Origin of the sequence: Pseudarthrobacter defluvii (assembly GCF_030816725.1) — a bacterium.
In the GTDB taxonomy this organism is placed as follows: domain Bacteria; phylum Actinomycetota; class Actinomycetes; order Actinomycetales; family Micrococcaceae; genus Arthrobacter; species Arthrobacter defluvii_A.
This window is the reverse complement of record NZ_JAUSYG010000001.1, coordinates 3,818,466-3,831,202: the sequence shown is the minus strand read 5'-3', so window position 1 is coordinate 3,831,202 and position 12,737 is coordinate 3,818,466. Positions and strand designations below refer to the sequence as shown.

Genomic DNA, 12,737 nt, shown 5'->3' with positions numbered 1-12,737 from the left:
CTGAGAGTGGGTAGATGGCATTGGTGCGGCTGCTTAGTCACTGTAATCGGCTGCACCAGAGTTGGCGGGAAGCAGCGGCCGGCGCTCCGGCCGGTTGCGGCGGATCAGCTTGTAGGCAAAGGGCCAGACAAGGATGAGGGCAATGATGACATAGATGCCGACGGCGATCGGCTCACCCAGGAGCCCTGCCGGATCGCCCGCGCTCAGCTGCAGGGTCTTGCGGAGCTGCCCTTCAATCCGCGGGCCCAGGATCACGCCGAGGATCAGCGGCAGCACGGGAAGCCCGAAGCGCCGCATCATGAACCCGAGTGCGCCCAGGATCAGCAGGATCACCAGGTCGAACGCCTGCAGGTTCACCGAGTAGGCGCCCAGGGTGGCGAAGAACAGGATGCCGGCGTACAGGTACGGGCGGGGCAGCTGCAGCAGCTTGGCCCACAGCGGTGCCAGCGGCAGGTTGATGATCAGGAGCAGCAGGTTGCCGATGAACAAGCTGGCGATCAGGGCCCACACCAAGGGCCCCTGGCTTTCGAAGAGCTGTGGACCCGGCTGGATCCCGTAGCTGGTGAAAGCGGCGAGCATAACGGCTGCGGTGGCATTCGTGGGCAGGCCCAGCGCCAGCATGGGGGTCAGGGTACCGGCGGCCGCAGCGTTGTTGGCTGCTTCCGGTCCGGCCACGCCCTCGATGGCACCCTTGCCGAACTCTTCCGGGTGCTTGCTGAGGCGTTTTTCCGTCACGTAGGACAGGAACGTGGGGATCTCGGCGCCACCGGCCGGCAGGGCACCGAACGGGAAGCCGAAGGCGGTACCGCGCAGCCACGGCTTCCAGGAGCGCTTCCAGTCGGACTTGCCCATCCAGGGCTGGCCCACCGGGATGGCGTGCAGGGGAGTGCGGCGCAGGTGTGCCGCCACCCAGAGTGCCTCGCCCACGGCGAAGATGGCAACGGCCACCACCACGATGTCCAGGCCGTCCGCCAGGAGCGGCTGGCCGAACGTCAGGCGGCGCTGACCGGTGACGGAATCCATCCCCACCAGGCCGATGGCCAGGCCGAGGCCCAGGGAGGCGAAACCGCGCAGCCGCGACGAGCCGAGCACGGCCGTGACGGCCAGCAGTGCCAGCACCATGATGGCGAAGTAGCTGGGTGCGCCCAGGCTGACGGCAAACTTCACCACGATCGGTGCGCAGACGGCCAGCAGCGCCGTGCCAATGGTGCCGGCAACGAACGAGCCGATTGCCGCCGTCGCAAGCGCCTGCGCCGCCCGGCCCGCCTTGGCCATCTTGTTGCCTTCGATGGCGGTGACCACTGAGGACGATTCACCGGGGGTGTTGAGCAGGATCGAGGTGGTGGAGCCGCCGTACATTCCGCCGTAGTAGATGCCGGCGAACATGATGAAGGCGCTGGTGGGTTCCAGCGCGTATGTGACGGGAAGCAGCAGGGCGACGGTCATGGCCGGGCCCAGGCCGGGGAGGACGCCGACGGCGGTGCCCAGGATGACGCCGATCACGGCGTACAGGAAATTCATGGGGGTGAGGGCGGTGGCGAAACCGTCCATCAGGGAGGACCAGACGTCCATTTAGAGGATTCCTTCCAGGAGGCCGGCCGGCAGTGCGATGCCCAGGCCGAGGTAGAAGCCGTAGAAGGTCAACAGGGACAGGGCCACGGAGATCAATCCATCCCGGACAAAGTGGCGGCTGCCCAGGGCCAGGACGCTGCCCCAGAACAGGACCGTTCCGGAGATCACCCAGCCAGCCCAGTCGATGAGCAGGATGTTCAGGATGAAGGCACCCGCCAGCGGCAGGACGGTCTTCCAGTCGGCGGGGTGCGCCAGGTCGACGTCCTCGCCGCCCTCGGCCTCACCCTTGCCCCCGCGCAGGACGTTGATGGCCAGCAGGACGGCGCAGACCACCAGCATTCCGGCCACGATGAACGGGACGGTCTTGGGCCCAACCGGATCAGACTTCGAATACGGGGTTACCAGGCCGTTGGCGTCAAGGAAGACCAGGACGCCGGCCGCCCCGAGCAGGAGTGCGACTCCCAGCTCGGAGCGGCCTTTGAGACCTGTGGTCAGGGATGTCACGCCAACCCAAGCTTGGTGAGGACGTCCGCCACCCGCTTGTCCTGCTCGGTGAGGAAGGTCTTGAACTGGTCGCCTGTGATGAAGGCATCGGTCCAGCTGTGGGTCTTCAGCGCTTCCTTCCAGCCCTCAGTGCCGTGCATCTTCTCCAGGGCTGCGATCAGTGCCGCCTTGTCCTTGTCGCTGATCCCCGGAGGGGCCACGACGCCGCGCCAGTTGGTGAACACCAGGTCGATGTTGGATTCCTTGAGCGTGGGTGCGTCCACACCGTCAAGGCGCTTTTCACCGCTGGTGGCCAGGACGCGGACCTCGCCGGATTCGATCTGCTTCAGGTACTCGCCGGCGCCGGAGGCGGCGAAGCCGAGCTTGTTGCCAAGGATTGCGGGCAGGAGGTCGCCGCCGCCGTCGTAGGAGACGAAGTTGACCTTGGTGGCGTCGATGCCCACAGCGCCTGCCAGCTGCATGGGCAGCAGGTGGTCCGGGCCGCCGGGGGAGGAGCCGCCGCCGACGGAGATGGAGCCGGGATCGGCCTTCCAGGCCTTCACCAGGTCATCGATGGTCTTGTAGGGCGAATCCTTGCTGACCATGATGGCGCCGGGTTCTTCGATGAGGCGGGCCAGCGGGGTGGTGTCCGTCAGCTTGGACTCGGACTTGTTGGTGTAGCTGGCACCCACCACGCCCAGGCCCATCAGCATGGCTAGGTCGCCGTTGCCTTTTTCGTTGACGATCCGGGCCAGGCCCACGGTGCCGCCTGCGCCGGCCAGGTTGAAGACCTCGGTGTTGGTGGAGATCTTCTCGTCGTCGAGGACCTTTGCGGCGGCACGTGCGGTGGTGTCATAGCCGCCGCCGGGCGTGTTGGGGACCATGATCTGCAGACCGGTGATGGGTCCGGCGGCGGCGCCGGAGCTTTCCGAACCGGTGGAGCTCTTGCCGGTGGCCCCGCAACCGGTGGCCATCAGGGCGATGCCGGCAGCAACGGCGGCAACTCGCAATGCGCGGATCTGGCGCATGTTGTTCCTCTTCTCTCAAGACAAATCTGATCAGCATCGGTTCATTTGCAGACCGATGCCTTGTGGTTTCGATGCTAGGGGCGGCCGTGACCGTGATCACTCTTGTGTACGCAGAGAAAGTTATGTTCATTGCGTTCACGTTTCCGGATCCCCACAGCGGCCCTGCCGTGGGCTTTGGGATATAGTTCCCCGTATCACCCCAGGCCCTGCGCCCGTGCTTCTGCGCGCACTCCGCCCGCCGGCAGGCCGCGCCGGAGAACCTCCCGTACCGCACCACCAGGAAGACCATTGTGACTCGACGACGAGGAATGTCCCTTGCGGGGCAGTACCTTCTGCTGCAGTTGCTCATTGTCCTGGCGGTCCTGGTGGGCGTCGTGGCCATCTCGGTTGCCCAGTCCGCTGCCGCGTTCGAACGGATCGAGGGCCGGCGGGCCCTGTCGGCCGCGGAAGCCCTTGGCGGCAATCCCGTAGTGCGTGAGCTCCTTCCGGAGACAGACCCGCGCGGCGGGGCAGTATTGCCTGCGGTGGCGGAGTCCGTCCGCATCGTCTCGGGTTCATCCCGCGTGGCACTGGCAAAAATCGACCGGACCGTGGTGGCGTCCTCGGATCCCAGCCTGCTGGGTGAACCGCTGGAGCTCGGCGCCAGCAGGGTGATGGAAGGCCGCGCCTGGACGGGAGTGGTGGGCGGGACCCCTGCCCCGCTCCTGTCGGCTCACGTCCCCGTCCTGGATGACACCGGGCGCATGATCGGGATCGCCTCCATCAGCCGCAACTATCCAACGGTGCTCGAACGGCTGGGCGACGCCGTGCCCAACCTCCTGACCTACCTGGGGGTGGCGAGTGTCCTGGGCATCGCCGGCTCGTTGCTGCTCTCGCGGCGGGTCAAGCGGCAGACCCTGGGCATGGAGCCAAGGGAAATCACCAGCCTGGTGGAAAACCGCGAGGCCATGGTGCACGGTCTTAAAGAGGGCGTCGTGGCGCTGGACCTGCACGAGCGGATCACGGTGGCCAACCACAGCGCCCGCGCCCTGCTCGGCCTCCCGCCCGACTGTGTGGGCAAGCGCGTGGCTGCCCTCGCCGTCGAACCTGCCCTGAAGGAAGTCCTCACCCGCGAGCAGCCCGGACCGGACCGGCTGGTGCTGGTGGGTGACCGGCTGGTGGTGATGAACCGGGTGCCGTTCGAGTCCCGCGGCCGGGTGATCGGCTCCGTCACCACCCTTCGTGACCGCACGGAGCTCTCCGAGCTGGAACACGAGCTGGGAACCACCCGCACCGCCACGGACACCCTCCGTGCACAGGCGCATGAGTTCGCCAACCAGCTGCACGTGATCTCCGGCCTGATCCAGATCGGCGAGTACGATTCCGTGGTCCAGTTCGTCAACGGTGCCACCGTGGACCGTACCCGGCTCAATGATGAGGTGACCGGCCGGATCAAGGACCCGGCGCTCGCGGCCCTGCTGATCGCCAAGTCCAGCCTTGCCACCGAGCGTGGTGCGGCCCTGCAGTTGGACCCGGACTCGGTGCTGGAGAAGGTCGATGACGGGTTGTCCCGCGACCTCACCACGGTGGTGGGCAACCTGGTGGACAACGCGTTCGACGCCGTCACTGGGCTTCCACAGGCAGCCGTCAGGGTATTGGTGGAGGGCAAGGCAGGGAAAGACGTGGTGGTGACCGTGCGGGACAACGGACCTGGCGTTCCCGGCGGCGCCACGGACCACATCTTCCGCCAGGGGTTCAGCACCAAGGAACCGGGACCGGCCGGCAGCCGCGGCTTCGGCCTGGCGCTGTCCCGGGTGGTCTGCCGCCGCACGGGCGGAAACCTGACGGTTTCCAACGATAATGGGGCTGTCTTTACTGCTGTGCTGAAACGAGGAAACACCCGGCCATGATCAAGGTCCTGATCGTCGATGATGACTTCATGGTGGCCAAGGTGCACGCCGGCTTCATCCAGCGCACGCCCGGCTTCTCGGTGGTGGGCGCGGCCCACACGGGAGCCCAGGCCGTCGCGGAGACCGAACGGCTCCAGCCGGACCTGGTGCTGCTGGACATCCACCTGCCGGACATCAACGGCCTGGACCTGATGCAGCGCCTGCGTACTGTCGCTCCGGAGCTGGATGTGCTGGTGATCAGCGCTGCCCGTGAGGTCGAAACCGTGCGGAAAGCGCTCCGCGGCGGCATAGTCCACTACCTGATCAAGCCCTTTTCGCAGACGGACCTGCAGGAACGGCTGGAACACTACCGTCACGCCTACCAAGGCCTGGATGCGTCCAAGGACGTGGCTGAGCAGTCGGACGTCAACCGGGTGTTCGGCCTGGACCGCGCCGAGCGGCCGCTGCCCAAAGGCTGCAGCATCGAGACGCTGAAGCTGGTGGAGGAGGCACTGAATGCGGCCGCCGGAGACGTGTCCGCGGCCGAGATGGCCGAGGAACTTGGGACCTCCAGGGTCAGCGCCCGCCGTTACCTGGAATACCTGCATGACGAGGGAACGCTGGACGTGCGGCTCAAGTACGGCGTGGGACGCCCGGAGCGGCGGTACGTCCTGAAGGCCTGAGCGCTGACAGTCAGCGGGCTTTCAGCGCAGCAGCGTGTCCACCAGCCTCGCCGCGGCCCGGGCGGTCCGGCCGTCGATATCGAAGGCAGGATTGAGCTCCGCCACGTCCAGGTGCAGCAGCTTGCTGCTCCGCGCCACCTGCCGGCACACCGCGGAAATGATGGGCAGCGGCACGCCGTAGGCTGCGGGTGCGCTTACCCCCGGCGCCACGGCGGCGGGCAGCACGTCCAGGTCAATGGTCAGGTACAGGACGTCGATCTCCGCCAGGAAGGCCGTCACGAAGTCCCGCACCCGGTCCGCTTCACAGTCCTCGTCCAGCAGGTACCGGACGCCCAGCTTGTCCGCGGTGTCGAACAGGACCTGCGTGTTGTTCGGCTCCGAGATCCCGACGACGGCGTAGCGGAAGTCGCGTCCGGCGTCCGATTCCGCCCGGGCCATCTGAAGGAATGGAGTCCCTGAGCTGGGAACGGGCTCGTCGCGGAGGTCGAAGTGCGCGTCAAGGTTCAGGACGCCGAGGCGTTGCCCCCTTTGGACTGCCGATGATGCGCTGACGCCGAGGTAACTGGCGTAGGCGGTTTCATGGCCGCCGCCCAGCACGACAGTCTGGTGGCCGGCGTCGAGCAGGGCCGCCAGCGCCTGGCCAAGCCGTTCCTGCCCGGCCTCCAGGTCCCCTCCGGACACCACCACGTCACCAACGTCAGCAACCGCGCGGTCCAGATGGAATGCCAGCGGGCCGAGCGCTTTCCGCAGGGCTGCGGGGGCGGCGGAGGCTCCGGTGCGGCCCTTGTTCCGGCGGACCCCCTCATCGCTAGCGAAACCCAGCAACGCTGCAGGCCGTCCGCCAGCCCCGGCATCCTGTGGGCCATCCGGTGCGTTCACGGCCTGCCACCAGCGGCAGTGTCCGGGGCCGTCGCCGTCGTACCTTCCCGTCCAGGGCTGGGGCGGGACGTCGACGGCGGGGAGCTGGAGGGACATGCCTCAAGCTCACCGCATGCGCGGCACGAAAACCAGCAGCGCCGCCGTCGTACTGTCCGGAATCCAAGAAACCTGTGAGTCTTATCAGCAGCTGGTCTGGGACTGGCTGGCAGGATGGTATCGGCCGTCCGCCTCGGTGGTTGTGACTCAAAGAAACTATGACCATTAGTGTCTTGCGTCCGACTTGTCCTTCCGTCGGGGTGGTCGGCCGGTACCTGTCCGGCCCACTTCGGTGACTTGATCAGAAGATTGTCCGCGTTGTTGAGCGCGTGACTCGTCACAGTGCTGTTCCGATGTGATTCCTACCCGGACCGGTACCGGCCTTTAGCGGCCGGACCTTGTCCATCGCTGAGGAAAGGTGCTGCACCGCCATGTCTATCGTTGCGCATTCCCACCCGTTTGTCGTGGGGGTTGATACCCACGCCCGGAATCATGTTTACGCCGTCCTCGCCGCCGGGACCGGCGAGCTGCTGGATACCCGGGAGTTTCCCACGACGCCTGCCGGCATCAGCAGGGCCATCGCCTGGGTCGCCCGCCGTACCGGGGCAGACGCTGGCGCGCTCTGGGTCATCGAAGGCGCCGCATCCTACGGGGCTGTCCTGGCCGGCACTGTTGCCGCCGAGGGCTTCCCTGTCGCCGAGGCACCACGCATGGATGCCAGGAAGCGCCGCGGCGTTGGGAAGTCCGATGCCCTGGACGCCCACCGGCTCGGCGCGGCCGTGCTGCCGCTGCCGCTGGAGAAGCTGCGCCGGCCCAGGGTGAACGACGGGGTCCGTCAAGCCCTGCGGATCCTGATCACGGCACGCGATGCGATGAGCACCGAGCGGACCCGCTCGGTCAACGCGCTCACCGCGCTGCTGCGCACACACGTTTTGGGAATGGACGCCCGGAAGCCTCTTTCAGGCGGGCAGATCACTGACGTCTCGCGGTGGCGTGCACGCGAGGAGGAGCTCTCCCTGTCCATTGCCCGCGCCGAGGCGGTTCGCCTGGCCAGGCGTGTCCTCGAACTCGATGAACAGCTCAAATCCAACGAGAACCAGCTGACCGAGCTGGTGCAGATCAGCGAGGCCGCGCCCCTGCTTCAGGAACCGGGCTTTGGGCCCGTCGCTGCAGCGACCTGCCTCGCCACCTGGTCCCACCACGGGCGGGTTCGAAACGAAGCCGCCTACGCCTCCCTGGCGGGCGTCAACCCGATCCCTGCGTCTTCGGGAAACACCGTCCGCCACCGCCTGAACCGCGGGGGCGACAGAAGCCTGAACCGCGCCTTACACATGGTTGCGCTCACCAAAATGGCCCACGATCCCGAGACCCGGAAATACGTCGAGAAGCGGCGGGCAGAAGGCCACACAAATAGGGAAATCCGTCGATGCATCAAGCGCTACCTAGCCCGACGCGTACACCGTACGCTCAATGCCTCCTGCACTTCGAATGCCGCTTGACAGACATAGAAGAGTCGGACGGGAACGGGGTTTTGTGGGGAACCGCCGGCCGGATGGGTACGAACGATAGGGTGAGACCGGGTCCGGCGGCGGCAGCGTGACCGCCCGCTGCACCGGACCAAGCAACAATTCCAGGCTGGAGAGCCCATGTTTGAAGCCCCCGACATCCTTTTTGCCGCGGCCGGCCTGGCCGTCTTCACCGCGGCCGTCCTGCCCAAGCTGCTGCGCAACATGCCCTTATCCATGCCGATGGTCTTCGTCGGCGCCGGAATGGGTGCCTTCGCGCTGATCCCTTCGTTGCCGGACCCCAACCCGGTGGAGCGCAGCGACTTTGTCATGCACCTTGCGGAGGTCTGCGTGATCATCTCGCTGATGGGCGCCGGGCTGGCCCTGGACCGGCCGGTGGGACGCAAACGCTGGGCCACCACGTGGCGGCTCCTGGGCATAGCGATGCCGCTGTGCATCGTGGCGCTCACCCTGCTGGGCATGTGGTTCCTGGGTCTGGGGCTGGGCGCAGCGCTGCTGGTTGCCGCCAGCCTGGCGCCCACGGACCCTGTGCTGGCGTCGGAGGTGCAAGTGGGGGAGCCCGCGGACCAGGACGACCACACGGACAAGGAGGACGAGGTCCGCTTCGGGCTCACCTCGGAGGCCGGGCTTAACGACGGCCTGGCGTTCCCGTTCGTGTACCTCGCCATTGCCATCAGCGTGGCTGGAGCAAACCCGGCCGCCTGGTTCGGTGAATGGTTCGGACTGGACGTGCTGTGGCGGCTGGCTGTTGGGCTGCTCGTGGGCTTCCTCACCGGCAAGCTGCTGGCAAGGCTTTTCTTCTCAGCCCGAGCAGACAGCCTGCGGCTGTCCAACCATTCCGAGGGCTTCGTGGCCCTGGCGGCAACCTTCCTGGCGTACGGGCTGACGGACATGGTGGAGGGCTACGGGTTCATAGCTGTGTTTGTCTGTGCCGTGACCATCCGGGCAGCTGAACGGACCCACGGCTACCACCGGGTCCTGCACTCCTACGTCGAGCAACTGGAACGGCTCCTGACCGTGGTGATCCTGGTCCTGCTGGGCGGCGCGATTGCCCGCGGGCTGCTCGCCGGCATCGGGCTGGCGGAGCTGCTGGTGGCGCTGGCTTTCCTGCTGGTGGTCCGGCCACTTGCGGGCTGGGTGGGCCTGCTGGGCGGCAAAACCGGCCCGCGCGAACGCGTTGCCCTCTCCTTCTTCGGCATCCGCGGAATCGGTTCCCTGTACTACCTGGCCTTCGCGCTGGGTGAGGGCCACTTCGCCGAGCAGGCGCATTGGCTCTGGTCGTTCATCGGGCTGGTGGTGGCCCTGTCCATCGTGATCCACGGCGCCACCACCTCGCCGCTGATGAACCGGCTGGACCGGCTGCGGCAGCGCAAAGCCCTGGCCGTGTCCGGCGACGAAGGACTTGCCCCCAACACCCCGGTGTAGGCAGCGCTTTCGGGAAGAAAAAAGGGCTGGTGCGGCAGATGCCGCACCAGCCCTTGGTCCAGAACAAGGGGACTACATTCCCAGGGCGGCCTCGATGGGGCCGATGGCGAAGAACAGCGCGAAGGCGGCAGCCACGGCCCACATCAGCGGGTGGATGTCCTTGACCCGGCCCTGGACCGTGCGGATCAGCACGTAGGCGATGAAACCTGCGCCCAGGCCATTGGCGATGGAGTACGTAAACGGCATCAGGGTGAAGGTCAGGAACGCCGGGATGGCGATGCCCCAGTCCTGCCAGTCGATCTTGCCAACCTGGGACACCATCATGAAGCCCACCACCACCAGGGCCGGGGCCACGGCCTCGAACGGCACTAGGTTGATCAGAGGGGTGAAGAACATGGCCACCAGGAACAGCAGGCCGGTGACGATGGAGGCGACGCCGGTGCGCGCGCCTTCGCCGATGCCGGCACCGGCTTCGACGTAGATCTGGTTGGAGGAGACGGACGCGCCGCCGCCGATGATGGCGCCGAGTGCGTCCACCTGGAGCACGCGGTCGACGTCGGGAATGTTGCCGTGCTCATCCACGGTGCCGGCTTCGTTGGCCAGGCCCACCATGGTGCCCATGGCGTCGAAGAAGATGCTGAGCAGGATGACGAAGGCCAGCAGCGTGGCGGCCACGAAGCCAAGGTGCCCGAAGGCGCCGAACGGGTTTGCCTTGCCGATCAGGGAGAGGTCAGGGGCGGCCCAGCCGGAAAACGCCGGTGCCACCAGGGACCAGCCCTGCGGGTTGAAGTTCTTGCCGTCGAAGCTGGGTCCGATGTGCAAGGTGGTCTCAAGGATGACGGACAGCACCGTGGAGGTGATGATGCCGATCAGGATGGCGCCCTTGACCTTGCGCACTACCAGGGCGATGGTCAGGATCAGGCCGAACACGAAGACGGCGGTGGGCCAGCCCAGCAGCTTGCCTTCGAAACCCAGGCCAACCGGAACGGTGGTGCCCGCAACATCGGGGATGCGCCGCACGAACCCGGCATTGACCAGCCCGATCAGGGCGATGAAGAGGCCGATGCCCACCACGATGGCCGTCTTAAGCCCGTCCGGCACGGCCTTGAAGACGGCGGTGCGGAAACCGGTGAGGACCAGGATCAGCATCGTGATGCCGGAAAGCATCACCAGCCCCATCATGTCCGGCCAGGTGAGCCCCGGGTTGGTGGCCACGGTGACGGCCACGAAGGCGTTGACGCCCAGGCCGGTGGCAAGCGCAAACGGGTGCCGTCCCCACGCACCCATGAGGATGGTCAGGATGCCCGCGACCAACGCGGTCACCGCGGCCACGGCGGTGAAGCCCAGCGTGGTGCCGCTGGAGTCCGGCCCCGACAGGATTAGGGGGTTCAGCACCACGATGTAGCTCATGGCGAAGAACGTGGCGAACCCGCCGCGGATCTCGCGGGAAAGATTGGAACCGCGCTCGGTGACCCTGAAATACCGGTCCAGGGCAGAGCCTTGCTTAAGCATTAGTCCTCCGGGGGAGTGTGTGGGGATACCTGCATCCTAAAGGGGCCGCAGGGGATGGGTCGCCAAATTCGCCTAGTCTGTAAGGAAGCCAACACAAGGAGCAGCCCAAACATGCGCCAAGTCCGCCGCCAGTTGCTGAGCCTTGTGCTCGGTTCCTTCATCCTCGCAGCCGCAATGCTGGGCCTGGCAGGCCCGGCCTCCGCCCACGATGCTGCAGAGTCCACCAGTCCGGCGCAGGGGGCCTCGCTCGCGGCGCCGCCGGCGGAGGTCTCCGTGACCTTCAGCAACAAGCCCCTGGGTATCGGTTCGTCCTTCTCGGTCAAGGATGCCGGCGGCACTGAATGGGCTGACGGATCCGTCCAGATCGTTGACAACGTGGCCACCCAGAAACTCCGGTCAGGCGGTCCGGCCGGCGCATACACCGTTGCGTGGCGCGTGGTCAGTTCTGACTCCCACCCCATCGAAGGAACCTTCACCTTCACAGTTGCCGCCGGTGCTGTCCAGCCAGGTGCCGCAACCTCCGGGCCTCCCACGGCGGGAAGTCCGACGACGGCGGCAGGTACGGTGCCGGGCATGGGCACAGCACAGCCAGGGGTGACGGAAGAGCCGTCCGAGCCTGCCAACGCCGGGGAGCCCTTCCAGTGGAGCATTGTGATCTTTGCTGTCGTCGCAGTGGGACTGCTGGTGGCCCTGGGTGTGCTGGCACGTCGCCGGCTCACCGGCGACGGGGATGTGGGGGAAAAAGGCGGGGAATAGGCCAGACGGGCGGGACTGGAGGATTTCACCGTAACGGCGGGAGTGGGGAAGACCGTCAGCAGCCCAGCACCGCGAAGCTCCCCGTTGCCGGAAAGGCGCCGCTGGCGAGTTGGGCGCTGCCCGGGTTGACCTTGGCGGAGATCGCCTGGCCCACCGTTTTGGCCTGGCGCAGTACTTCCTTGGGCGAGGGCGTAATCAGTTCGCCCACGCCCACCAGGTAGATGCCGATTGCCCGCATGGCGGCGGCGACGTTGCGGCCGACAGCAATGCCGAAGTCGTTGAGCATGCGCCGCAACTGGCTGTGCGCGCACCGGGTCAGGACGATGTGGTCGGCCACCAGGACACCGGTGGGCGTGTGCACCTGCCACTGCGGGGCGGAGTGGTGCTCCGTGCCTTCCACCATGGTCAGCTGAACCGCACGTGTGGTGTTCCGGACGTCGACGCTGTGGCTTGCCGCGTAGTTGCGGAGGTGGCGCAGGATCTCGTTCCGCTCCCGCAGGGTGTCGCTGTCCGCTGCGTCGCAGCGCTGAAGCGAAGAGGTGTTGGCAGGTTGGTTGGCGCCAAGGATGTCCAGGCCGTCCACCACAATGGAGTCCACGCCATGGCGGCGCAGTTCGGCGGCCACGGCCAACCCGGACAGGCCCGTGCCGATGATGACAGTGGTGGTCTGTTCGGTCGCGGCATCCCCAGGCAGGCTTGACACTACAGTTTCCCTCCTTCAGAGCGTTCAGCAGGCGCCGGCGTCCTCGCCGGCCCGCGTCCCGTTACCCCCAAGCACGGCCGCAGCGCGTGGCCGGGACAGTCCTGGCAGGAAGCATCGGTTGGCGTCCCGGACCAACAATGTCCTGAAGACTACAGAACAAATCCGGCCGTGGATAGCCCAAGGATGTAAACATCTCCTGCCGGGCTGAAGGCGCTTTCCGGACGTTGCCGGAAAGCCTGTGGATAACAGGGGCAACCGGCTCCTGA

The 12,737-nt window shown here is 66.7% G+C and carries 11 protein-coding genes; 5 read left to right on the top strand and 6 right to left on the bottom strand.

All coding sequences use genetic code 11. From position 1 onward, the window contains the following. Positions 1-33: 33 nt before the first annotated feature. Genes QF031_RS17845 through QF031_RS17835 form a run of 3 tightly spaced genes read right to left on the bottom strand, consistent with a single transcriptional unit; the run spans position 34 to position 3,083 of the window. Positions 34-1,572 (bottom strand): tripartite tricarboxylate transporter permease, encoded by a 1,539-nt coding sequence (locus QF031_RS17845; RefSeq protein WP_307431241.1) that lies wholly within the window; start codon positions 1,570-1,572, stop codon positions 34-36. Beyond that, a complete protein-coding gene (locus QF031_RS17840) occupies positions 1,573-2,076 on the bottom strand; it encodes a tripartite tricarboxylate transporter TctB family protein (protein WP_307431238.1) in 504 nt (167 codons plus the stop codon). Next, a complete protein-coding gene (locus QF031_RS17835; protein ID WP_307431234.1) occupies positions 2,073-3,083 on the bottom strand; it encodes a Bug family tripartite tricarboxylate transporter substrate binding protein in 1,011 nt (336 codons plus the stop codon). Before QF031_RS17835 ends, QF031_RS17840 begins: the two co-directional genes overlap by 4 nt. 308 nt (positions 3,084-3,391) lie before the next feature. On the opposite strand from QF031_RS17835, the gene QF031_RS17830 reads away from it, so the two are divergent. Then, positions 3,392-4,972 carry a sensor histidine kinase gene (locus QF031_RS17830; RefSeq protein ID WP_307433482.1) on the top strand — a complete coding sequence of 527 codons (1,581 nt, stop codon included), beginning with the start codon at positions 3,392-3,394 and terminating at the stop codon, positions 4,970-4,972. Beyond that, on the top strand, positions 4,969-5,634 hold the full coding sequence (locus tag QF031_RS17825) for a response regulator (protein ID WP_307431230.1): 666 nt from the start codon (positions 4,969-4,971) through the stop codon (positions 5,632-5,634). The genes QF031_RS17830 and QF031_RS17825 overlap by 4 nt, the downstream gene beginning before the upstream one ends. A 21-nt stretch (positions 5,635-5,655) precedes the next feature. On the opposite strand, the gene hutG is transcribed toward QF031_RS17825, so the two are convergent. Further along, positions 5,656-6,609, bottom strand: a complete 954-nt coding sequence (gene hutG / locus QF031_RS17820; protein WP_307431227.1) for a formimidoylglutamase — start codon at positions 6,607-6,609, stop codon at positions 5,656-5,658. A gap of 371 nt (positions 6,610-6,980) precedes the next feature. Between hutG and QF031_RS17815 the strand changes: the two genes are divergently transcribed. Further along, complete coding sequence (locus tag QF031_RS17815) at positions 6,981-8,048, top strand: IS110 family transposase (RefSeq protein ID WP_307431224.1); 1,068 nt, start codon at positions 6,981-6,983, stop codon at positions 8,046-8,048. 147 nt (positions 8,049-8,195) lie between these two features. After that, entirely contained in the window at positions 8,196-9,500 is a 1,305-nt protein-coding gene (locus QF031_RS17810; RefSeq protein WP_307431222.1) for a cation:proton antiporter, read from the top strand. 72 nt (positions 9,501-9,572) lie between these two features. On the opposite strand, the gene QF031_RS17805 is transcribed toward QF031_RS17810, so the two are convergent. After that, the gene (locus QF031_RS17805) at positions 9,573-11,012 is read right to left on the bottom strand and encodes an NCS2 family permease (protein WP_307431217.1); all 1,440 of its coding nucleotides are present in this window, start codon (positions 11,010-11,012) and stop codon (positions 9,573-9,575) included. A gap of 111 nt (positions 11,013-11,123) precedes the next feature. Here QF031_RS17805 and QF031_RS17800 point away from each other — a divergent pair, with 111 nt between their 5' ends. Further along, a complete protein-coding gene (locus tag QF031_RS17800) occupies positions 11,124-11,768 on the top strand; it encodes a copper resistance CopC family protein (RefSeq protein WP_307431214.1) in 645 nt (214 codons plus the stop codon). 55 nt (positions 11,769-11,823) lie between these two features. On the opposite strand, the gene QF031_RS17795 is transcribed toward QF031_RS17800, so the two are convergent. Then, positions 11,824-12,462: an NAD(P)-binding protein gene (locus QF031_RS17795; protein ID WP_307433478.1), complete on the bottom strand. Its 639-nt coding sequence runs from the start codon at positions 12,460-12,462 to the stop codon at positions 11,824-11,826. Positions 12,463-12,737 lie beyond the last annotated feature (275 nt).